This window comes from Phaeobacter sp. JH20_29, from assembly GCF_048056175.1.
Classification (GTDB): domain Bacteria; phylum Pseudomonadota; class Alphaproteobacteria; order Rhodobacterales; family Rhodobacteraceae; genus Phaeobacter; species Phaeobacter bryozoorum.
Genome location: NZ_JAYMWO010000005.1, coordinates 49,457 through 70,066 on the forward strand (window position 1 = coordinate 49,457; position 20,610 = coordinate 70,066).

The window sequence follows — 20,610 nt, forward strand, 5'->3', positions numbered from 1 at the left end:
GGGGCATGTGCAAGGGAAATGGCGTTTTTGTGATCGCCACATAATCCCGAAAACTGCAGACTCGGCGTTACTCTGCCGGCGGGGCCGACGGGGTCTCGAATCCGGCACGGCGGAATCGTTCGCTGACCACATCCGGCGCAATCGCCTCGCGTTTGTAGGCGTCCTGGTAGCGGTCAACAGGGAACAGCTTGAACCGTGCCGTGCGGTTTTCACGCTTGCGCTTCTTTGCATCGCGCGCGGCGAGATCCGCACGCACGTCGGGATCGACGCCATAGCGGCTGGCGGCAGTGACCAAGGCGCCATCGCTGGCGGGGACACCATCACCGGGAACCAGCGCTGCGGTATTTCCGCCGAGCACGGCGACGGCTTCGCCCTTCGGGTTGCGGTCGGTAAGGTTGGCCGCGCCCGGCGTCGGCTGCGGCAGCGTCTTGTAGCTGGCCGGTTCTTCCAGCGGTTTGGCAGGCAGGACCATAAATTCATCCGGGCCGGTTCCGGAGGGGCGCAGATCACGCAGCCCTTTTTGCCCGCAGGCAGATACGGCCAGCGCGCCCATCAGAACAATCACACCAAAAGGGATCCGCATGACCCGTTACTCCTGCCTGTTTGAGCCGCTTTTATCGTATTTACCCAGCGAGGTCACGCAGGGTTTTTCTGCCGCCCGTCAAATAGGATCAAGCCGGCCGCTCCCGCAAAGATAAAGATGTCCGCCACATTGAAGACAAAGGGATTGTCGATGCCGCAGCAGGACATATTGAGGAAATCGAGCACATAGCCATAGAGCAGCCGGTCGACGACATTGCCCAGCGCGCCGCCGATGACCAGCCCGGCGGACAGTTGCATGACGCGGGCATTGGCAGGCAGGCGCGAGATCCAGATCACCAGCACCAGGCAGGTCACCAGAGACAGCCCAATCAGGATCCAGCGTGTGGTGTCAGTGCCGCCGCCGAACAGGCCGAAGTTGATGCCCGTATTTTCACCATAGCGGAACCGCAGCAGCGGCGGCAGCACGTCAATGCCGCCGCGATTGGCCACATCCATGACCCGAACCACCAGATATTTACTGATCTGATCCGCAAGCAACGCCAATACCGCTGCCCAGATCATCACTTTGGCTCGCATAGCGCGGCTCCTCTTGACGGGGTTTCGGATGGCCGACCGGACCAAACTGGTCCGGTCGGCGTCAACCGTGTCTAGTGGCGGAAATGGCGCATGCCGGTGAAGACCATCGCCAGACCGGCGTCATTGGCGGCCTTGATCACCTCGTCATCTCGCATGGAACCACCGGGCTGGATAACGCAGGTCGCGCCATTCGCTGCCGCTTCCAACAGGCCGTCGGCAAAGGGGAAGAACGCATCAGACGCCACCGCTGATCCTTTGGCGAGGCTTTCGGGCAATTCCAGCGCGTCAGCCATGCGCTGCGCCTTGACGCCTGCGATGGTGGCACTGTCCAGACGGCTCATCTGACCTGCACCAACACCAACAGTCTGGCCGGATTTTACATAGACGATGGCGTTGGATTTCACATGTTTCGCCACCTTCCAGGCAAAGAGCAGATCCTGCATCTGTTCTTCAGTCGGGGCCTTTTCAGTGACCACCTTCAGGTCGTCCATGGCGCGGTGGCCGACGTCCTTGTCCTGCACCAGCATACCGCCGGAGACCTGACGGGTGGTCAGACCTGTATCCTGCGGGTTGGGCAGACCATCGGTCAGCAGCAGACGCAGGTTTTTCTTGGCGGCGAAAATCGCCTTTGCCTCTTCCGAGGCACCGGGGGCGATGACGACTTCGGTGAAGATCTGGACGATCTCTTGAGCGGTTTCGCCGTCCAGCGGCTGGTTCAGCGCGACAATACCGCCAAAGGCCGAGGTCCGGTCACAGTCGAAGGCTTTCTGATAGGCCTCTTTCAGTGTTGCGCCACGGGCCACTCCACAGGGGTTGGCGTGTTTGATGATAGCCACGGCGGGGCCATCAGCGGGGGCAAACTCGCTGACCAGCTCAAAGGCGGCATCGGTGTCATTGATGTTGTTGTAGGACAGTTCCTTGCCCTGCACCTGCTGTGCGGTGGCGACACCTGCGCGGGCGGAGCCATCCAGGTAAAACGCCGCCTGCTGATGAGGGTTCTCACCATAGCGCAGGGTCTGGGCCAGTTGCCCTGCAACGGCGCGGCGGCGCGGCGCCTCAAGCTTCAGCGCGCCTGCCATCCAGTTCGACACCGCCGCATCATATGCGGCTGTGCGAGCATAGGCGTTCTGTGCAAGCCACTGACGGAAGCCATAGGAGGTCCGGCCGTCGTTTTTGTCCAGCTCTGCCAGCAGTGGCTCGTAATCTTCGACATCCACCACAACATTCACGAACAGGTGGTTCTTGGAGGCGGCGCGGATCATTGCCGGACCGCCGATGTCGATGTTCTCGATGCAGCTGTCGTAGTCGCCGCCCTTGGCCACGGTTTCCTCAAATGGATAGAGGTTCACCACCAGAAGGTCGATGGCACCGATGCCATGTTCCTCCATCGCAGCCACATGCGTGTCGTTGTCCCGCAGCGCCAGCAGACCGCCATGCACCATCGGGTGCAGCGTCTTCACCCGACCATCCATCATCTCAGGAAAACCGGTGATCTCGGACACGTCTTTCACGGTCAGGCCTGCCTCGCGCAGCGCCTTGGCCGTCCCGCCGGTTGAGAGCAGCTCAACGCCACGTGCCGCCAGGGCCTTACCCAGGTCGATCAACCCGGTCTTGTCGGATACGGAAAGCAGCGCACGGCGTACGGGGTGAAGGTCGGTCATGGCAGGGCGGTCCTTTTCAGGCTCAGTCGGTTAACGCGGGGTCGTCCCGGTTCAGGTCTCGCACGGCAACGGCAGTCTCCTGCGCCTTACTGAGCGTCCACCGGATGCGCGTGGCATAATTCATTGCCCGCCCGGAGAGAACGATCTGTTTTGCCGCACGCGGCTTCAAGCGGGTTTTTTCCAGGTACACGCTGGGCTCCAGCTTCAATTCGCAGGTCCCATCATGACGGAACACCCAGATCTCCCCGCTCTTGAGCGCCATGGATACTGCTGCGCCCCCCAAGTCAAGGGCTGCGTCCACGTCGGGGTGCAGATGCAGGCGGATCTCAAAGCCGATGCCGCTCAGGGAATGGGCATCCATCGCCTTGTCAAAGCGTCTTTTGTTCGTCGTGTCCAGCGCCAGCAACATGTCCTCGCCCGCAAGGCCACGGCCATCCATGGCGAGCTCCAACGTGCGCGCGTGGGTCAGGCCGAAATGACGCTCATATCCGTTGTGCCCACCCTGGAACCGATAGCCATCTTCCAAATCCGATACATCAAGCGGCACGTTATCCGGGGCTTCTGTCATCAGCTCATGTCCACTCCCCCGTTCCGGAGTGGAGAGACGGGCGCTTGAGTGGCCCTCGATGCACAGCGTCGAATGCGACGGCGTGGCACGCCCGGCACGGCGCCATTCTACGCCAAAGGTTTCGCCAGAGCCGCAGTTCACGATCAGCGGGCGACGGCCTGAGGTCAGTTCGAATGCCAGCGTGGAGGCATGACCGTTCCATGAGGCGCGCCCCTTGGGCGGCACAGAGGCGTCAATGATGACAGAGGTGCGCCGCCCGGAGAGCCGGGCATAGCCCATTGCAAGCCCGTCGGAATGGCGCTTGGTGACATGGCTCGCTGCCAGCGCATGATCGAGCCGTCCCTCAAGCCCGCGCCCGCCGCCGTGAAAGCGCGCCAGTCCGCCATCGGCGTGGCGCAAAGTACGCAGGGTCGGTGCAATCCGTTCAATTGCTGCGACCTGTGCTGGTGGAACCCCGCGTCCGACATCCTGCAGCGCCGCGGCAGCCCAGGTGAGCAGGGTGAAGACTTCCAGCAGTTCCTCCGGGTTACGGGTCGGCAGCCCGCCCTGATCGTCGATCTGGCTGGCGCATTCCTCGGCGAGGGCTTTCAGGGCCAGATCGACCTGATCTTCGTGCCCCTTGAGTGCCAGACCGGCATAGATCAGCCCGGTCAACGCTTCAAAACGTGGCAATCCGGGTGAGGCCCCCTGCCAGCGCCGCGACAGGAACCACGTCTGGCGGGACAGGGCGCCAAAGAATGCCTCGGATTGCTTTGCATCACGCGCAGCCAGCAGAAACAGTGCATGATTGATCCAGCGGATCACGCGGCGGCCGGTCAGATCCGGCGACCAGCCCGGTCCGGTGCCATTGCCGTGAGCCTCGATCCAGCCCCAGACCCACAGCTGCGCTTTTTCGCGGGCGCGAAAATCACCGACAGCGGCCAGATCATCCAGCCAGGCAAACCCGTGGCGTTCCGCATCAAAGGCGAGGTCAGGTGCCACAACATCCCAAAGACCGGTCGTGGGCGATTCGACGAGATAGCCTGCAAACAGAAGATTGCCCGCCACCAGCTGACGCCCACGGGCAAAACTGCCAATGGTGCGCGGCTCAGGCTGCGACACAAAGGCCGTGGCACCGGGCTGCCGACGGGCGCGCCTTGCATAATAGCGGTTCAAAAGGCGGGTGCCGCGCCGCGCCATTCTATCGTATCGGGACATGCTCTCTTGCCTCACGCCAGAGAAATTTTCCGGGGCGTTTTGCGCCGAGCATAGCGGCGGTTACCGGGCAAGTCACCGATAATGCGGCAGATACCTCAGGGCAGTATCGGCAAGGGGTTGCCGGTCTCAGTCGGCCTTGCGCAGCTCCGCCATGTAAAACCCATCCATGCCGCCCAACTCGGGCCAGTAATCCGGGCGCAGGCGCAAGCCGCCTTCTTCGGTGATCCAGTCAGCGACGATCCCGTCCAGCTGTTGCAGTCGAGTGCCAACCGACATGTCGGGAAACATTTCCAAGGCATCCTCTACTTGGCATTCGCCCTCATCCGGCAGGAGCGAACAGGTGCAATAGATCAACCGTCCACCGGGTTTCACGAGGCTCCAGGCATGGGCAAGCATCTGTGCCTGCAACTCAATCAGCGCGCCAAAGCCGCTGCCGTCCTTGGCATGGGGCAGATCGGGATGGCGGCGGATCGTACCGGTGGCCGAACAAGGTGCATCCAGCAATACCGCATCATATGCACCGGTCTGCTCCAAGGCATCGCCGACAACCACCGTAGCGGTCAGCCCGGTCCGGGCGAGATTTTCCGAAAGCCGTGCCATGCGGCCTGCGGATTGGTCGACGGCGGTCACCGTGGCGCCAGCCGCGGCTATCTGCATGGTCTTGCCACCCGGCGCCGCGCAGAGATCAAGCACCGATTCGCCGGGCTGGGCGGCCAGCAGCTGCGCGGGCAACGCTGCGGCGGCATCCTGAACCCACCAGTCGCCCCCCTCGAACCCTGGCAGACCAGAAACCTGCACGGACCCGTGGATGCGATAGGATCCTGTCGGCAGCCTCGTGGCGTCCAGCGCAGACAGGTCGGCGCCCGGTTTGGCAGTCAGATCCAGCGGCGCGCCCGCCAGATGCGCAGCCTCGATCGCAAGCATCGCGGGAGCACCCCAGGCCTGCGACAGCGGGCTGCGCAGCCATTTCGGCAGGCGAGGCACCCGCAGCTTGGCCCATTCAGCCGGCCCCTGCTCTGCCACCTTGCGCAATACCGCGTTGACCAGCCCCTTCAGTTTTCCGTGGCGACGATGGCCAGAAATGATCCCCACCATATCATTCACCACCCCATGCGCCGCGCCGCCCTGGCATAACTCAACCGTGCCAATTCGCAGCGCGTTGTGCACGGTGAGCGGTGTCGATTTTTTCAAGTGTTTCTGCAGGATGCGGTCGGCACGCTCGAGATTGCGCAACGTATCTGTTGCCAAGCGCTGGCTGCGCGCGCGTTCCTCTGCCGGCAGTTTATCCAGCGCACCCGCTGCATAGCATTCCGACAACAGCCTGCCCTCTCCCAGCACCTGATCCAGCAGGTGAATGGCACGGCGGCGGGCTTGGCTTGCATTGGACATGCGGGTCTCCTGACAATAGGGGCAGCGGCGCGATGGGTTGTCGACGCCGGACGCGGGCGTATATCATAGAACGACAACAAGGGAAGCCGGCATGAGTGACGCTAATAAATCCAAGACCCAAGTAGCAGCCCAGCCGCTGCCCCCCGCCGCGCAGCGCGCGCTGGCCGAGGCTGCGGAGCGGCGCAAAGCTGCTGAGGCCGAAGCCGCCAAGCGCCCGGTTGAACTTGGCGGTCGGGACGGCCCCGATCCCGCGCGCTACGGCGACTGGGAAAAGAAGGGCATCGCCATCGATTTCTGACGCCTGACAGACCGAGGTCGGGCCTGTTTCTAGGGTTATCCGCCCTGACGGCGCTGAAGCTCAGAGACCCAGAACGTCGAGCATGTCATATTGGCCCGGCTGTTTGTCCTGCCCCCAAAGCGCAGCTTTGATGGCGCCGCGGGCGAAGATCGCGCGATCGGTTGCCAGATGGCGCAGAACAATGCGCTCTCCCTGACCGGCAAACAACACGTCGTGTTCGCCAACGATATCGCCACCCCGGATCGCGCTGAAGCCGATGTCGCCGCGCTTGCGCGCGCCGGTGATGCCGTCGCGCCCGCTGTCGGTCACATCCGCCAGCGTCACACCGCGCCCCTCGGCGGCGGCCTCCCCCAGCATAAGGGCCGTACCCGATGGCGCGTCGACCTTATGGTGATGGTGGGCCTCGATCACTTCGATATCGAAATCCTCGTCGAGCGCGGCAGCGACTTTCTTGGTGAGCTGTACCAGCAGGTTTACACCGAGGCTCATATTGCCGGCGCGCATCTGCACCGAGTGACGCGAGGCCGGTTCCAACTGCGCAATCTGCGCATCGCTCATCCCGGTGGTGCCAATGACATGGACCGCTCGGGCCTGCGCCGCCAGTTCGGCAAAGGCAATCGTCGCCTCGGGGCTGGTGAAATCAATCACCGCCTGCGCCCTGGCAAAAGCTGCGAGCGCATCATCCGTCACCGTGACGCCGATCTCGGCCCCGCCCATGGCAAGGCCCACGTCCTGGCCGATCCAGTCATGCCCCTCACGCTCAACCGCGCCAACGAGACGCGCGCCAGGGTGCTCCATGATGGTGCGGATCAGCATCTGGCCCATCCGACCAGAGGCACCGGTGATCACGATGCCGGGTGTGTCCGTGCTGCTATCTGCCATGTCAGGGGTCCTCGTCTGTGCGCTGGATCGCGGATGATCTGTTTCTTGCAGGTTTTGTCCTAACCGCTTGTGCTGCGCTTGGCAAAGCCCTGCTTTCGGCATAAATCGGATATATGGCTAAGAACAAACTCCACGAGGGCACCGGGCCCTCACAACGTCAGCTCCGCGTCGGCGAATTGATTCGCCGCGCCCTGTCCGAGATTTTTGCGCGCGGCGACCTGCATGATCCCGAACTGAACCGGCTGTCGATCACCGTCGGCGAGGTCCGCACCTCACCCGATCTTCGTATTGCGACCGCCTATGTGCTGCCACTGGGCGGCAAGGGGCAGGAGGAAACGCTCAAGCTGATGGCCCGCAACAAGGGTGAACTGCGCCGGATCATCGGCAAGAAGCTGGCGCTGAAGTTCACGCCGGAACTGCGGTTTCAGCTGGACGACACCTTTGACCGGATGGATGACACCCGCAGGATGCTGTCGCAGGACGCGGTGCGCCGCGACACGGGCGAGTGATTCGCTGGGCGATGGGTGTGGCGCTGGCCTTTTGGGCAGCGCCTGCTGCGGCAGTGGACTGCCGCGACATCGCCTATGACGGCAACCGCTACACGATCTGCGACGTCGATGTGACGAAAGACGAACTACGCCTGTTTCTGAAGAATGATGCAGGCGAGATCTACGGGCATTTCTCTACAATCGAAAGCGAGCTGGAGGCCAAGGGGCAGACGCTGCCCTTTGCCACCAATGCAGGCATGTACCACCGCGATCGCTCGCCGGTTGGATTGTATCAGGACGGCGATGCCGAAGAGATGCGGCTGGTCACCACGCCCGGCCCCGGAAATTTTGGTCTGCTGCCAAATGGCGTGCTGTGCATCGGCGAAACCCGCACGGATGTGATCGAAACGCTGACCTTTGCCAAAACCGGCCCGCAATGCCGCTATGCCACGCAATCGGGCCCGATGCTGGTGATTGAAGGTGCGCTGCATCCGCGGTTTCTACCGGACTCGACCTCATATTTCATTCGCAATGGGGTCGGGACCAGTGCCGACGGGCAGCGGGTGGTTTTTGCGATTTCGCGTAACGCTGTCACCTTTCACCAGTTCGGCAGCCTGTTCCGAGACCACCTGGGCCTGCCGAGCGCGCTGTATTTCGACGGCAATATTTCACGGCTGCACGCGCCCCAGATCAACCGGAGTGATGCCGGCTTCATGATGGGGCCGGTGGTTGGCGTCGTGGCCGACAGGACGCAGCCGGACGCGGCCACGAACTGAGACCGTACAGGGCGCCGACGCAAACCGGGCCCCACGCGGGTGGATTTCGGAGCTGCGCGCGATTGACAGGCCCTGACAGCTGGGCTACCCCGCGCGCCTCTCTCACCGACGATGACATTGGGGTATGACATGGGACGCAAACGCAAAGGGCGCGATATTTCCGGCTGGCTGGTGGTCGACAAGCCTGCGGGGCTGACGTCCACTGCGGTTGTGAACAAGGTCCGCTGGGCCTTTGACGCCAAGAAGGCGGGCCATGCCGGCACGCTCGATCCCGAGGCGACCGGCGTCCTGGCGGTGGCCCTAGGTGAAGCGACCAAGACCGTGCCCTATATCACCGACGCACTGAAGGCATATACCTTTACCGTGCGGCTTGGTCAGGCGACCAATACCGATGATGCCGAAGGTGAGGTAATCGCCAGCAGCGACACCCGCCCGAGCGACGAAGATATCATTGCGGCCCTGCCGCAATTCCTAGGTGATATCATGCAGGTGCCGCCGAAGTTCTCAGCCGTGAAGGTGGACGGCCAGCGCGCCTACAAACTCGCCCGCGACGGCGAGGATATCGAGCTCGCAGCTCGCCCGCTCTGGGTGGAGGAGCTGATCCTGGTGGACCGGCCGGATGCGGACCATGTCGTGCTTGAGATGACCTGTGGCAAGGGCGGCTATGTCCGGTCGATCGCGCGGGATCTGGGCGCGGCACTTGGATGCCATGGCCATGTGAAATGTCTGCGCCGTATCTGGTCCGGGCCGTTTGATGCCGAGGATGGCATCAGCCTGGAAACTCTGGATGAAATGGCCAAATCCCCGGATCTGGATGGGTTTCTGCGCCCGCTGGAGGAAGGTCTCGCGGATCTGCCGCAGCTGACCTGTACTCCCGAAGGCGCGGCGAAACTGCGCAATGGCAATCCCGGAATGGTGCTTGCCTCTGACGTGGAATACGGGGAAGAGGCTTGGGCCTCGCTGGATGGGCTTGCGGTCGCAGTTGGTCATTACAAATCCGGCGAGCTGCACCCCAGCCGTGTGTTCGTACGCTGAACCACGGTCGACACAGGCCCGGACGCTCGCCACCACAAGCCGCATGATCCACCGTAGCCACACCAAGGGCGATGCCCCCTCCAGCGCGGTCTATTCCGACTGTGAGCACTACCGCTATAGTCTCAGCCGTGTCTGGGACCCGGCTGGACCGCGTGTGATGTTTGTCATGCTCAACCCGTCAACCGCGACCGAAGTGCAGAATGACCCCACTATCGAACGCTGCGAGCGGCGGGCGCGCGCCCTTGGGTATGGCGGGTTCCGCGCAACCAATATCTTTGCCTTTCGGGCCACCGATCCGCGTGACATGAAACGGGCGGCGGACCCGGTCGGTCCTGACAATCTGGCGATGATCTTGGACGGAGCAGGCTGGGCGGATCGGGTTATCTGCGCCTGGGGCACCCATGGCGCGTTTCGCCAGCAAGGGGTCAGGGTTGCTGGTGCTCTCGCCGAAACCGGTAAACCGCTGTTTCACCTGGGATTGAGCAAGGCCGGCCACCCAAAGCACCCGCTTTACATCCGCTATACCCAGCAGCCGGAACGCTGGCTGCCCTTGATCGGGTAAGGCCTCGCTAACCATCGCTTCTGAATTGCTTTGATATTCAACCAATACGTGTGCAACTTTGATAATGCGGGTGTTCCGCGTGTTGTCATGAGGGGTCGCCGGAATGTTGATGCTGGCTGCAATTTTGGGAGTCGCCGCCGTCGGTGGTATCTTGTTGATTGACGAGGGCGGCGATGATCCAGACGCCTCTGAGACAGGGTCTGCAGACAATGACGGGGTGACCGATGACACAGCAACCGATATGGTTTCACTTGATGATTTCGTGAAGGCCGGCACAGAGGACAGCGACCAGCTCGGCGGCAGCGATCAGGATGACGACCTGCAGGGGCTGGGCGGCAACGATCAGCTGAACGGCCGCGATGGAGATGACACCGTCCAGGGCGGTGAGGGCGACGACAGCCTTTACGGTGGTGAGGGTGACGACACGCTTGAGGCGCATCACGGTGACGATCTGTTGCACGGAGAGGGCGGGGACGACAGTCTGAGCGGAGACAGCGGCAACGACACGCTGTTTGGCCATTTCGGTCATGACCAGCTCGATGGTGGTGATGGCGATGACGTGGCCCATGGCGGCCAGGGCAATGACACGCTGACCGGGGCGGACGGGCGAGACGCGCTACATGGCAACGATGGCGACGATCACCTGACTGGTGGCCTGGGCAAGGATACGCTGTTTGGTGGCACCGGCAATGATCGCCTGATCGGCAGCGACGATGGCATGACCACGGATTATCTCAACGGTGGCGACGGGGATGACACGATTTTGGCGGGCGCCGGTGATATCGTTTCGACAGGGGATGGGGCCGACCACCTCATTTTTGCAGCAGGTGAGTTCCACGCGAGCGCAGTCGGCGACGGTAACGAGGCTGATCCCACTGCCGCCATCGACATGTCGGATTTCAACGTCGATGAGGATCAACTGGTTGTGATCTGGGATCAATTCGGCCCGGAGGCGCCCACCGTGGAAGTCACCAACAACCCGGATGCACCGGGTGAGCATATCGTGACCATTGACGGGATCGAGGCGCTGCGCGTCACCGGGCCAGAACAATTGTCGGCATCGGACATTCTGGTCGTCGATCAGGATGCCGCGCTCCGGTTTGGCGTATTGGCCACCAACAGCGCCAGCAGCGGGCTGACACTCGGCTGATCAGGTGCCGTTCATTTAGCACCGACGCCCATCCCCGGCCCACACCCGACCGAAACCTTTTGCTATTTCCCGAGAATCTGCGTATAGGCGCGACCTGTTCAATGGTTATGCCGCTTTCTGCGGAAGGCGGCCGAGCATGAGACGCCTCCATGGGCCTGTGCTGGACGACATCCCGGCCTGCGCCATTCACACAAACCTTCAAAGGAGACCCCGATGTCGATCACTGCTGAAGAAAAAGCCCGCCTGATGAAAGAATTCGCAACCAAAGAAGGCGACACCGGTTCCCCGGAAGTCCAGGTTGCAATCCTGACCTCGCGCATCAACACCCTGACCGAGCACTTCAAAACCCACAAGAAGGACAACCACGGTCGTCGTGGCCTTCTGAAGATGGTTGCTCAGCGCCGTAAGCTGCTGGACTACACCAAAGGCAAAGACGTGGCCCGCTATCAGGACCTCATCAAACGCCTGGGCATCCGTCGCTAATAGCGACGACCAGACGGTTGAAATTCAACGCCCGCTCCTATCGGAAGCGGGCGTTTTTCGTGTTTGAGACACAGGCCGATTATACAATTGCCCGGTCACTAGGCCGCCGTGCTGCGTCCTGATAGCGCAGCCTTTGGCGCAACGGCGTCAGACAGTAACGGATCGGCGGCAATCAAGCTCACGCCAAGCCCGGTAAGAATGCCCAGTCGGCGCGCGGCAAAGGCATGAGCCCGGGCGCGCAAGACCGCCAGGTTTTCCTCAGGCTGGGTCAGAACGCGCCCGTCCTGCTCCAACCGCTGCCCCTGCGGCCCAAGGATCTGCCACGCAAATTCGGCCCAGTCATTGGGCGCCGTTTGCCCTTCGCTTTGGCCCAGGAGGAACAGCTGTTCCATGCGATCCACCGCGACCCCCCCACCGGTGACAGGAGAGGCCAGGAAGCCCAGTCTTTCGCTGTCTTCAGCATTTTTGCACACTGCAAGGTTAAATGCTTGGCACTGCGCCGCGCGATCCGCATAGCCTTCTGAAGGCAGACAGGGAACGATATGACCCGCCCCCGTCAGGATCGTCAGCAGCCGCGTGATCTCGCCCCAGGTCATATCGGCAAACACGCCCTGCTCCAGCAGGGCCCGAACTGTTTTATGCCCCTCGGCCAAAGCTCTCAGGACAGGTTCATACTGACCGGCCTCAAGCGCAACATCCCCATTGCGCCAGCTGATCTTCAACGGGCCGGATCCATAGTGACGTGCAAGGGCAAAGCCAGTCTGAAACCATGCGCCAACGCTGCCGCGTTCCGTATGCGGCACATGCCCACGCGAAAAGATATCGGCCCGGAACTGTTCATTCAGCAGAACATCACGCAGCCCCTCGCGCCTGTTTGTATTGCTTTCCTCCGCCAGCAGCGCAAGTTGCGGACTGCTCAAGCAGATGTCATCGACATGATCCAACGGGTTCGCAGCACCGAGAAACTCAAGTTTGGCCTGCGCCAGATCCTCCGCCACATCGGCAAAGTGGAATGGCGTCCAGTCCTTGTTGAAAAACTCATGCGCCAGATAGTTTCGCGACATGGTTTTCATTTCACTCAGCCGTCTCAACTGGCCGGGGTTTGAGACAAAAAATTCGGCTCCGACCTGTTTCAACCGCTCGGCAAAATTCAATGCGTCTTCTATACGTTGCTCCAACGGACCGCTGCCCTGCGCGGCGCGATCGGTCAGAATCCTGCGCAGCGGCATAGATGGCGCCCAGCCCGGCTGCGTGTTGTAACTGATATAGACCAACCCACCGGGTTTCAGACGACGGGAGATGAATCCGGTGATCCGTTGTTGGTTCTCTTGCGAAATCCAGCTGTAGACACCGTGAAGCGCAATGACGTCAAAGGTATTTGGCAGCTCCGACTCTTCTTCAAAATCCTCAAAGGATCTTTCGTAGAAGTGGACGTTTGCCAGTCCTGCTTCCGCGGCCAGGCGATTGGCACCGGCGATATGGGCCGGATTGAAGTCCATCGCGTGGACATCGACATGCGGATTGGCTGCGGCCAGAAGATTGGCTGTGAAGCCCTGACCACAGCCCAGCTCACAATAGGTCAGTTCATCGCTGTCCAGCCCATGCCGATGTCCCCGAGACACGGCGCTGAAGGCAAGGCGGGAGGGCGTCATCTCGTGAAAAAAGTCGTGCGTATAGTCGAGTTCGGCGACATAGCCGGAAGTCCAATCGTTCATTCAGCACCTGTTCTAAGTGTTGGGGTCGACGTCGTCTTACCCTTCTGGATTGCGCAAATTTTCCATAAAAACGCTGAGGATCCGGTTAACGCAGGCCGCAATTCACCAACCACGCCCAGATAGCGGAGGATCGACACCAACGATGCCGACAAACGGGGCACAGGCTGCGACGGCTCCTGGCGCTTGCTCTTTCAATCTGTGGAAAAATCCTGTAAGGGCGGCCTATCTGAGACGTGCTGCCAAGACCCCGGCAGTCGAAAGAAAGATAGAGAGGGGTCGGCGGCAATGGGGCCGCCACATCAAACGGGAGACCCGGGATACGCCCGGGAGTGCTCCCAGCTAGGATAAGCTGAATGTTTAACGTTACAAAGAAATCAATGCAGTGGGGCGAAGAGACGCTCACACTGGAGACCGGCAAGGTTGCCCGTCAGGCCGATGGCACAGTGATTGCCACCCTGGGCGAAACCTCGGTCATGGCAAACGTCACTTTTGCCCGCCAGCAGAAGCCGGGTCAGGACTTCTTCCCCCTGACGGTTCACTATCAGGAAAAATACTACGCTGCGGGCAAGGTCCCCGGCGGATTTTTCAAGCGTGAAGCACGCCCGACCGAAAAAGAAACCCTGACCGCGCGTCTGATCGACCGTCCGATCCGCCCGCTGTTCGTCCCCGGCTTCAAAAATGAAGTCCTGGTGATGTGCACCGTGCTGAGCCACGATCTGGTCAACGATCCCGACATGGTTGCGATGATCGCGGCCTCCGCAGCGCTGACCCTGTCCGGCGCACCCTTCATGGGTCCGATTGCGGCTGCGCGCGTTGGCTTTGAGGGCGGCGAGTACGTCCTGAACCCGACCGTTGACGACATGCAGGATCTGCGCCTGAACCCTGATCAGCGTCTGGATCTGGTTGTCGCCGGCACCAAAGACGCCGTGATGATGGTTGAATCCGAAGCCTACGAACTGACCGAAGCAGAGATGCTGGGTGCGGTGAAATTCGCTCACGAGCAGATCCAGCCGGTGATCGACCTGATCATCTCCTTGGCGGAAGACGCGGCCAAAGAGCCGTTCGATTTCCAGCCTGCTGACTATTCGGAGCTGTTCGCCGCAGTGAAAGCCGCAGGCGAAGAGCAGATGCGCGCTGCATTTGCAATCACCGACAAGCAGGAGCGCACCGCCGCTGTTGCCGCCGCGCGTGAGGCGATCAAGGCATCGCTGAACGAAGAACAGCTGGAAGACGCCAACCTCGGCTCCGCGATGAAGAAGCTGGAAGCAGCCATTCTGCGCGGCGACGTCGTAAAAACCGGCAAGCGGATCGACGGTCGCTCGACCACCGATGTGCGCGCGATCGAATCGGAAACCGGCCTGCTGCCGCGGACCCATGGTTCGGCCCTGTTCACCCGTGGTGAAACCCAGGCCCTGGCCGTGACCACCCTCGGCACCGGCGACGATGAGCAGTTCATCGACGCGCTGCACGGCAACTTCAAATCCAACTTCCTGCTGCACTATAACTTCCCTCCCTATTCGGTGGGTGAAGTTGGTCGTGTCGGCTCGCCCGGTCGCCGCGAAATCGGCCACGGCAAACTGGCATGGCGCGCGCTGCAGGCTGTTCTGCCTGCTCCGACCGATTTCCCATACACCATCCGCGTGGTGTCCGAGATCACCGAATCGAACGGCTCCTCCTCGATGGCGTCGGTCTGTGGTGGTTCGCTGTCCATGATGGACGCCGGCGTGCCGCTGAAGGCACCGGTTGCCGGTGTCGCGATGGGTCTGATCCTGGAAGACGACGGCTCCTACGCGATCCTGTCGGACATTCTGGGCGACGAAGACCACCTGGGCGACATGGATTTCAAGGTGGCCGGTACTGCGAACGGTATCACCTCGCTGCAGATGGACATCAAGGTTGCAGGCATCACGCCTGAGATCATGGAAAAAGCGCTGGATCAGGCCAAAGACGGCCGTCTGCACATCCTCGGCGAAATGGCCAAGGCACTGTCGGAAACCAACGCGTTCTCCGTCCATGCGCCCCGCATTGAGACCATGCAGATCCCGACCGACAAGATCCGTGAAGTGATCGGCTCCGGCGGTAAGGTCATCCGCGAAATCGTGGAAACCTCCGGCGCGAAAGTCGACATCAACGACGACGGCGTGATCAAGATCGCATCGGCCGACGGCACCGCGATCCAGAAGGCCTACGACATGATCCACTCGATCGTGGCAGAGCCGGAAGAAGGCGCCATCTACACCGGTAAGGTTGTGAAGATCGTCGACTTCGGCGCCTTCGTGAACTTCTTCGGCAAGCGTGACGGCCTGGTGCATGTGTCCCAGATCGAAAACCGCCGCCTGAACCACCCTTCGGACGTTCTGAAGGAAGGCCAGGAAGTGAAAGTAAAGCTGCTGGGCTTTGATGATCGCGGCAAGGTCCGCCTGTCCATGAAAATCGTGGATCAGGAAACCGGCGAAGAAATCAAAGCCGAGAAGAAAGAAGACGCAGAGTAATCTGCCTTCCCTTTCCAAGCACCCGGAACCCTGCCAGAAATGGCGGGGTTTCTTTGTTTCAGTGGCAGCTGGTTCCTGCTCGCCTCTTTTCACCACCGGTCAAGATCGCTACCTCTGGGACCATGAGATCCTACATCATTCATATGGCCGACGATCAGAAACGCGCGCCCAATGTGGCGCGTCTGATGGCGCAGCTGCCGCAGCCGGAAGTGGTCGAGGCGGTCAACGGCCGGGCGGCGCTTCAGGCGGGGCTTGTGCCTCTCTGCGATGGGGATCTGCACCGGCCACATTACCCCTTCGCGCTCCGGGCAGGCGAAGTCGGATGTTTTCTATCCCATCGCAAGTGCTGGCAGAAAATCGCGGAAGGCATGGATGATTTCGGACTGATCGTTGAGGACGATCTAGCGTTTGAGCCCAACCTCTGGCGCGACGCGATGGCGCTTGTCGGCAACCATGCCGACAAGGATCACTTCATCCGCCTGCCTGCCAAACAGCGCGAGTCAGCGCGGCAGGTCGTTGCGCAAACAGGCGCGGCGCGCATGTTTCTGCCAAGGCGCATCGGACTGCAAACCGTGGCACAGGTGGTGGGCAAGACCGCCGCCGCCCGATTGCTGGAAGCAAGCGAGACGCTGGACCGGCCGGTTGACACCTTCCTTCAGATGCACTGGGTTCACCGCCAGCCAGTACATACCATATGGCCAAACGGCGCATCTGAGCTGACCGAGGCCCTGGGCGGATCAACCATCCAATCCCGTCCAGCAGGTGGCAAGCTTGCGCGGGAGCTGAAACGCGCGCTCTACCGGACACAGGTCGCCTTGCGATCGCAAAAGCCCGGTTAGACCCGCAATAGAAAAGGGGCCAGACGGCCCCTGTTCATGACGACATGTCAGCAGGGCCGCTTACGTGCCCCGCTACGCCTTCCTACAGATCACTCTGGCGCTTTGGTCTTGCGCAGATAGGGGAAGATCGTTTCGAACTCGCCAAATTTAGCCTTCGCATCCTCGTTCGAGACGCTGGGGGGGATGATGACATCTTCGCCCGGAACCCAGTTTGCCGGAGTTGCTACACCTTTGCCGGACATCTGAAGGCCATCCAGCGCGCGCAGAATCTCCGCAAAATTGCGCCCGACGGTCATCGGGTAGGTCATCGACAGCTTCAGCTGCTTGTCAGGTCCGATGATGAAGACCGACCGCACCGTGGCGCTATCTGCGGGTGTGCGGCCATCAGGCAGATAGGCCTCTGCCGGCAGCATGTCGAAAGCCTTGGAGACAGCCAGACCTTCATCCGCGATGATCGGAAAGCCTGCCGCAGCTTTGCCGTAGCTTTCGATGTCGCCTTTCCATTTCTTGTGGTCTTCGACACCATCCACGGACACACCGATCACCTTCGTGTTGCGTGCAGCCCATTCATCAGCCAGCTGCGCCACGGCAGAAAACTCTGTGGTGCAAACCGGTGTAAAATCCTTGGGGTGGGAAAACAGGATCGCCCAGCTGTCGCCGATCCAATCATGAAACGAGACGGTGCCCTGATCGGTTTCTGCGGTGAAATCCGGAACCACATCATTGATACGCAAACCCATGGGTCTCTCCTCTGCTGTCAAATGAATGCTATCTGGTGAGTAACCTAACCACTCGGCGCGCAGGTTAAACCCTTGATGGGCGACAGGCAGACGAAAAGATCGCCCCACGCGTCAATCTGCCCCCATCGGAACATCTGCACGGATTGGTGCCGGGCATCATACCGCCGTTCCATATAGGGTCAAAGTGGCGAAAATTATTCCGCTGCAAAATTTGATCAAATTATGAAATCCCCCCCTTGCTCATCCGAAACGCCAGTGACAGAGTGTCCGCCAATCGCGGGCACCGCCCCGTCACACCCTGACAATCGGGAGATCGACAGATGATCGAGAAACGTGATTTTTACATCAACGGCCAATGGGTCGCCCCGGCTGCCCCGAATGATTTCGAAGTGATCGACCCATCGACCGAAGCGCCTTGCGCGGTCATCTCGCTTGGCAGTGCGGCGGATACAGATGCTGCCGTCGCGGCTGCAAAGGCGGCACTGCCGGGCTGGATGGCCACTCCGGTAGAAGAGCGCATCGCGCTGGTCGAAAAGCTGATCGAGATCTATGAGAGCCGCACTGAAGATCTGGCGCAGGCAATGAGCATCGAAATGGGGGCGCCAATTGATATGGCCCGCACCCAGCAGGCAGGCGCTGGCAGCTGGCATCTGCGCAATTTCATCAAGGCGGCCAAGGCGTTCTCCTTCGAAGCGCCGCTGGGCGACCATGCCCCGAATGATCGTATCATCCACGAGGCGGTTGGTGTCGCTGCGCTGATCACGCCGTGGAACTGGCCGATGAATCAGGTCACGCTGAAAGTTGGCGCGGCGGCCATTGCCGGGTGCACCATGGTTCTGAAACCCTCCGAGCAGAGCCCGCTCAATGCAATGATCTTTGCCGAAATGATGGATGCGGCCGGTTTCCCTGCGGGCGTATTCAATCTGGTCAATGGCGACGGCGCCGGTGTCGGCACTCAGCTGTCCAGCCACCCGGACGTGGATATGGTGTCCTTTACCGGGTCGACCCGCGCAGGCACGGCGATTTCCAAGGCCGCAGCCGACACGCTGAAAAAAGTTCATCTGGAGCTGGGTGGCAAAGGCGCCAACGTCATCTTTGAAGATGCCGATGACAAGGCCGTCAAGCGCGGTGTCCTGCATATGATGAACAACACCGGCCAGAGCTGTAACGCCCCAAGCCGGATGCTGGTTCAAAAAAGCATCTATGACAAAGCTGTCGAAGAAGCTGCTGCTGTTGCCAGCAAAGTGGAGGTTGGCCCCGCCTCCAGCGAAGGTCGCCACATCGGGCCGGTTGTGAACGAACTGCAATGGACGAAGATCCAGGATCTGATCCAGAAAGGCATCGACGAAGGCGCTCGCCTTGTCGCAGGTGGAACCGGCCGTCCTGATGGGCTGAACCAGGGTTTCTATGTCAAGCCCACCGTCTTTGCCGATGTGAACAACCAGATGACCATCGCCCGCGAAGAGATCTTTGGCCCGGTGCTGTCGATTATCCCCTTCGAGACCGAAGAAGAAGCGATCGAAATCGCCAACGATACCCCCTACGGGCTGACCAATTATGTGCAGACACAGGATGCGGCCCGTGCCAATCGCATGGCTCGCAAACTGCGCGCCGGCATGATCGAGATGAACGGCAAATCCCGCTCCGCCGGATCTCCCTTTGGTGGGATGAAGCAATCTGGCAACGGCCGCGAAGGCGGCAGCTGGGGCATCGAGGACTTCCTGGAAGTCAAAGCCGTCGGCGGCTGGGCCGCAGAATAGGCCTATTTTTCAGGGTTCATAACAACAGGAGCCGCCCCCAGAGGGCGGCTCCTTGCTTTCCAGCATCAGGGCTTTAAGGGTATCAGGGCTTTGCTGGCGCCTCATGCTGGTGCAAAACAGGCTCTAATTGGGCAGTTCAAGCACCAGTTGGGGCAGGCCGTCGGAGGTACACTCAGCTGAGCGGCCATCCCAGCCGATGGTTCCGGTGATCCGCTGGCGCAGCGCTGAGAAACTGTCGAATTTCACAACATCGACCGGTTGTTCCAGATGCAGGGTAACGCGTCGTCGGGCGCCGCCAGCAAACACCTGCAACCCTCGCAGCTCGGCTGTGAAGGCCTGGCCAAGGTAGCTGCCCCTCAGGATCTGCCCGATCTGCAACGCCTGCTGCGCAACATCCGGGCGTGGCCTGTCAGCCTTGGCGCTGATCGTGTTCCAATCCTTGTAGCCATATTGCCGGGCCACCATCTCAAGCGCGGCGCTATGCGAGAGTGTGTGGTTACGTGCCTGCAACTGAGCGCGCAGATTGCGGGCCTGCTGCTTGAGGCTCCCAATGGGCGGGAGATCTGTCTGGCTATTTGTCATTCTTGCCTCTTGTCCAATCAACAAGATGCGCCGGATAAATGGGGCCCGCATTGCCATTGGCGCATCACATGGATGGGCGAAAGACAGGAGTTTCAGCGCGGGGATTCACCATGGTCTTCTCAACCGCGAGCGGCAGGGCCCCGACCCTAACGTCAGCCTTAGGCCGTTCAATCGGCCAAGGTCAAGACCCAAGGCAGCCTGCACAACAGGTGCTGGCCTGATTGTCACGCCCCGGCCCCATCAGCAGATGACATCAGATATCCGTCTGGCGAAGCCACGCGGCTGTGATTTTTTGCTTGATCTAAACCTGACTTGAGATTGCAGGCTGTCGCTACCTGACCATTCAGCGGAGCCTTAAGATGATCCATGTACAGGATAACGCTACCGGCAAAACACATATCGAAACGGAACTGACCGGAATCTATGAGACACATCTGACGGTTAAAGACCTAGACCGTGCGATGACATTCTACGGAGGGACCATGGGTTTGCAGCTGGCCCACCATCTGCCGGAACGACAGGTCGCATTCTACTGGGTGGGCGGTCAGTCTCAGGGAATGCTGGGGCTCTGGGCCGGTGGATCCGCACCGATGGGACTGCGGCTGCACATGGCGTTTCGCAGTACCGTAGCGGCGATGGATGGCATCTGTGACCGGTTGACGGATGCGGGAATCATACCGCTCGATTTTCACGGCAGCCCAACCGATGAGCCGGTGGTGCTGGGCTGGATGCCGGCGCTCTCGATCTACTTCAAGGATCCTGACGGGCATTCAATCGAGATCCTCGCACCAATGCCGGATCAGCCGGATCCCGAATTCGGCATCGCAGCCCTTGGTGACTGGCAGGCGCGATACGGCGGATGAGCGAGGGCGGG

General features: G+C 60.9%; 20 protein-coding genes. 11 read left to right on the forward strand and 9 right to left on the reverse strand.

What is annotated here, in order from left to right; translation table 11 throughout:
• Window positions 1-67 precede the first annotated feature (67 nt).
• The 5 genes from VWZ85_RS02995 to VWZ85_RS03015 form a co-directional block, all read right to left on the reverse strand.
• Window positions 68-583 (reverse strand): DUF3035 domain-containing protein, encoded by a 516-nt coding sequence (locus VWZ85_RS02995; RefSeq protein ID WP_416587050.1) that lies wholly within the window; start codon window positions 581-583, stop codon window positions 68-70.
• 53 nt (window positions 584-636) lie between these two features.
• Entirely contained in the window at window positions 637-1,119 is a 483-nt protein-coding gene (gene lspA / locus VWZ85_RS03000; RefSeq protein ID WP_416587052.1) for a signal peptidase II, read from the reverse strand.
• A 71-nt stretch (window positions 1,120-1,190) separates the two neighbouring features.
• A complete protein-coding gene (gene purH, locus VWZ85_RS03005; RefSeq protein WP_416587053.1) occupies window positions 1,191-2,780 on the reverse strand; it encodes a bifunctional phosphoribosylaminoimidazolecarboxamide formyltransferase/IMP cyclohydrolase in 1,590 nt (529 codons plus the stop codon).
• Window positions 2,781-2,802: 22 nt separating this feature from the next.
• Window positions 2,803-4,545: a heparinase II/III family protein gene (locus tag VWZ85_RS03010; RefSeq protein WP_416587055.1), complete on the reverse strand. Its 1,743-nt coding sequence runs from the start codon at window positions 4,543-4,545 to the stop codon at window positions 2,803-2,805.
• 126 nt (window positions 4,546-4,671) lie between these two features.
• On the reverse strand, window positions 4,672-5,934 hold the full coding sequence (locus VWZ85_RS03015; RefSeq protein WP_416537642.1) for an RsmB/NOP family class I SAM-dependent RNA methyltransferase: 1,263 nt from the start codon (window positions 5,932-5,934) through the stop codon (window positions 4,672-4,674).
• A gap of 91 nt (window positions 5,935-6,025) precedes the next feature.
• Here VWZ85_RS03015 and VWZ85_RS03020 point away from each other — a divergent pair, with 91 nt between their 5' ends.
• The gene (locus VWZ85_RS03020; protein WP_340546893.1) at window positions 6,026-6,232 is read left to right on the forward strand and encodes a DUF1674 domain-containing protein; all 207 of its coding nucleotides are present in this window, start codon (window positions 6,026-6,028) and stop codon (window positions 6,230-6,232) included.
• Between the two features lie 60 nt (window positions 6,233-6,292).
• Here VWZ85_RS03020 and dapB read toward each other — a convergent pair whose 3' ends face one another.
• Window positions 6,293-7,114, reverse strand: coding sequence for a 4-hydroxy-tetrahydrodipicolinate reductase (gene dapB / locus VWZ85_RS03025; RefSeq protein WP_340546894.1), 822 nt, complete (start codon window positions 7,112-7,114; stop codon window positions 6,293-6,295).
• A gap of 113 nt (window positions 7,115-7,227) precedes the next feature.
• On the opposite strand from dapB, the gene rbfA reads away from it, so the two are divergent.
• The 6 genes from rbfA (at window position 7,228) to rpsO (ending at window position 11,608) form a co-directional block, all read left to right on the forward strand.
• The gene (gene rbfA / locus VWZ85_RS03030; RefSeq protein WP_340546895.1) at window positions 7,228-7,623 is read left to right on the forward strand and encodes a 30S ribosome-binding factor RbfA; all 396 of its coding nucleotides are present in this window, start codon (window positions 7,228-7,230) and stop codon (window positions 7,621-7,623) included.
• An 11-nt stretch (window positions 7,624-7,634) separates the two neighbouring features.
• Entirely contained in the window at window positions 7,635-8,378 is a 744-nt protein-coding gene (locus tag VWZ85_RS03035) for a phosphodiester glycosidase family protein (RefSeq protein WP_416587280.1), read from the forward strand.
• 129 nt (window positions 8,379-8,507) lie between these two features.
• Window positions 8,508-9,413 carry a tRNA pseudouridine(55) synthase TruB gene (gene truB, locus VWZ85_RS03040; RefSeq protein WP_416537645.1) on the forward strand — a complete coding sequence of 302 codons (906 nt, stop codon included), beginning with the start codon at window positions 8,508-8,510 and terminating at the stop codon, window positions 9,411-9,413.
• Between the two features lie 43 nt (window positions 9,414-9,456).
• On the forward strand, window positions 9,457-9,975 hold the full coding sequence (locus VWZ85_RS03045; RefSeq protein WP_416587057.1) for a DUF1643 domain-containing protein: 519 nt from the start codon (window positions 9,457-9,459) through the stop codon (window positions 9,973-9,975).
• A 109-nt stretch (window positions 9,976-10,084) separates the two neighbouring features.
• Window positions 10,085-11,125 carry a calcium-binding protein gene (locus tag VWZ85_RS03050; RefSeq protein ID WP_416587058.1) on the forward strand — a complete coding sequence of 347 codons (1,041 nt, stop codon included), beginning with the start codon at window positions 10,085-10,087 and terminating at the stop codon, window positions 11,123-11,125.
• 213 nt (window positions 11,126-11,338) lie between these two features.
• Entirely contained in the window at window positions 11,339-11,608 is a 270-nt protein-coding gene (rpsO, locus tag VWZ85_RS03055; protein WP_340546899.1) for a 30S ribosomal protein S15, read from the forward strand.
• A gap of 98 nt (window positions 11,609-11,706) precedes the next feature.
• Here the strand turns inward: rpsO and VWZ85_RS03060 are convergent, their stop codons facing one another.
• Window positions 11,707-13,323, reverse strand: coding sequence for a class I SAM-dependent methyltransferase (locus VWZ85_RS03060; RefSeq protein ID WP_416587060.1), 1,617 nt, complete (start codon window positions 13,321-13,323; stop codon window positions 11,707-11,709).
• A 353-nt stretch (window positions 13,324-13,676) separates the two neighbouring features.
• Between VWZ85_RS03060 and pnp the strand changes: the two genes are divergently transcribed.
• Both pnp and VWZ85_RS03070 read left to right on the forward strand, forming a co-directional pair.
• Window positions 13,677-15,815 carry a polyribonucleotide nucleotidyltransferase gene (gene pnp, locus VWZ85_RS03065; protein ID WP_416534487.1) on the forward strand — a complete coding sequence of 713 codons (2,139 nt, stop codon included), beginning with the start codon at window positions 13,677-13,679 and terminating at the stop codon, window positions 15,813-15,815.
• A gap of 122 nt (window positions 15,816-15,937) precedes the next feature.
• A complete protein-coding gene (locus tag VWZ85_RS03070) occupies window positions 15,938-16,654 on the forward strand; it encodes a glycosyltransferase family 25 protein (protein ID WP_340546902.1) in 717 nt (238 codons plus the stop codon).
• A gap of 89 nt (window positions 16,655-16,743) precedes the next feature.
• On the opposite strand, the gene VWZ85_RS03075 is transcribed toward VWZ85_RS03070, so the two are convergent.
• On the reverse strand, window positions 16,744-17,394 hold the full coding sequence (locus VWZ85_RS03075; RefSeq protein ID WP_340546903.1) for a peroxiredoxin: 651 nt from the start codon (window positions 17,392-17,394) through the stop codon (window positions 16,744-16,746).
• A 320-nt stretch (window positions 17,395-17,714) separates the two neighbouring features.
• On the opposite strand from VWZ85_RS03075, the gene VWZ85_RS03080 reads away from it, so the two are divergent.
• Window positions 17,715-19,154, forward strand: a complete 1,440-nt coding sequence (locus tag VWZ85_RS03080; RefSeq protein ID WP_416534486.1) for an aldehyde dehydrogenase family protein — start codon at window positions 17,715-17,717, stop codon at window positions 19,152-19,154.
• 123 nt (window positions 19,155-19,277) lie between these two features.
• Here VWZ85_RS03080 and VWZ85_RS03085 read toward each other — a convergent pair whose 3' ends face one another.
• Window positions 19,278-19,736: a glyoxalase superfamily protein gene (locus VWZ85_RS03085; protein ID WP_416534485.1), complete on the reverse strand. Its 459-nt coding sequence runs from the start codon at window positions 19,734-19,736 to the stop codon at window positions 19,278-19,280.
• Between the two features lie 359 nt (window positions 19,737-20,095).
• Here VWZ85_RS03085 and VWZ85_RS03090 point away from each other — a divergent pair, with 359 nt between their 5' ends.
• The gene (locus tag VWZ85_RS03090; RefSeq protein ID WP_416587062.1) at window positions 20,096-20,599 is read left to right on the forward strand and encodes a VOC family protein; all 504 of its coding nucleotides are present in this window, start codon (window positions 20,096-20,098) and stop codon (window positions 20,597-20,599) included.
• The last annotated feature ends 11 nt before the right edge of the window (window positions 20,600-20,610 follow it).

What these genes read in the sequence shown, in the direction of transcription:
- VWZ85_RS03035 (WP_416587280.1), top strand. Translation starts at nt 7,635, where the DNA reads ATGGGTGTGGCGCTGGCCTTTTGGGCAGCGCCTGCTGCGGCAGTGGAC.
- lspA (WP_416587052.1), bottom strand. Translation starts at nt 1,119, where the DNA reads ATGCGAGCCAAAGTGATGATCTGGGCAGCGGTATTGGCGTTGCTTGCG.
- VWZ85_RS03085 (WP_416534485.1), bottom strand. Translation starts at nt 19,736, where the DNA reads ATGACAAATAGCCAGACAGATCTCCCGCCCATTGGGAGCCTCAAGCAG.
- VWZ85_RS02995 (WP_416587050.1), bottom strand. Translation starts at nt 583, where the DNA reads ATGCGGATCCCTTTTGGTGTGATTGTTCTGATGGGCGCGCTGGCCGTA.
- VWZ85_RS03060 (WP_416587060.1), bottom strand. Translation starts at nt 13,323, where the DNA reads ATGAACGATTGGACTTCCGGCTATGTCGCCGAACTCGACTATACGCAC.
- purH (WP_416587053.1), bottom strand. Translation starts at nt 2,780, where the DNA reads ATGACCGACCTTCACCCCGTACGCCGTGCGCTGCTTTCCGTATCCGAC.
- VWZ85_RS03010 (WP_416587055.1), bottom strand. Translation starts at nt 4,545, where the DNA reads ATGTCCCGATACGATAGAATGGCGCGGCGCGGCACCCGCCTTTTGAAC.
- dapB (WP_340546894.1), bottom strand. Translation starts at nt 7,114, where the DNA reads ATGGCAGATAGCAGCACGGACACACCCGGCATCGTGATCACCGGTGCC.
- VWZ85_RS03080 (WP_416534486.1), top strand. Translation starts at nt 17,715, where the DNA reads ATGATCGAGAAACGTGATTTTTACATCAACGGCCAATGGGTCGCCCCG.
- VWZ85_RS03070 (WP_340546902.1), top strand. Translation starts at nt 15,938, where the DNA reads ATGAGATCCTACATCATTCATATGGCCGACGATCAGAAACGCGCGCCC.
- VWZ85_RS03050 (WP_416587058.1), top strand. Translation starts at nt 10,085, where the DNA reads ATGCTGGCTGCAATTTTGGGAGTCGCCGCCGTCGGTGGTATCTTGTTG.
- rbfA (WP_340546895.1), top strand. Translation starts at nt 7,228, where the DNA reads ATGGCTAAGAACAAACTCCACGAGGGCACCGGGCCCTCACAACGTCAG.
- VWZ85_RS03015 (WP_416537642.1), bottom strand. Translation starts at nt 5,934, where the DNA reads ATGTCCAATGCAAGCCAAGCCCGCCGCCGTGCCATTCACCTGCTGGAT.
- VWZ85_RS03090 (WP_416587062.1), top strand. Translation starts at nt 20,096, where the DNA reads ATGATCCATGTACAGGATAACGCTACCGGCAAAACACATATCGAAACG.
- pnp (WP_416534487.1), top strand. Translation starts at nt 13,677, where the DNA reads ATGTTTAACGTTACAAAGAAATCAATGCAGTGGGGCGAAGAGACGCTC.
- VWZ85_RS03075 (WP_340546903.1), bottom strand. Translation starts at nt 17,394, where the DNA reads ATGGGTTTGCGTATCAATGATGTGGTTCCGGATTTCACCGCAGAAACC.
- rpsO (WP_340546899.1), top strand. Translation starts at nt 11,339, where the DNA reads ATGTCGATCACTGCTGAAGAAAAAGCCCGCCTGATGAAAGAATTCGCA.
- truB (WP_416537645.1), top strand. Translation starts at nt 8,508, where the DNA reads ATGGGACGCAAACGCAAAGGGCGCGATATTTCCGGCTGGCTGGTGGTC.
- VWZ85_RS03045 (WP_416587057.1), top strand. Translation starts at nt 9,457, where the DNA reads ATGATCCACCGTAGCCACACCAAGGGCGATGCCCCCTCCAGCGCGGTC.
- VWZ85_RS03020 (WP_340546893.1), top strand. Translation starts at nt 6,026, where the DNA reads ATGAGTGACGCTAATAAATCCAAGACCCAAGTAGCAGCCCAGCCGCTG.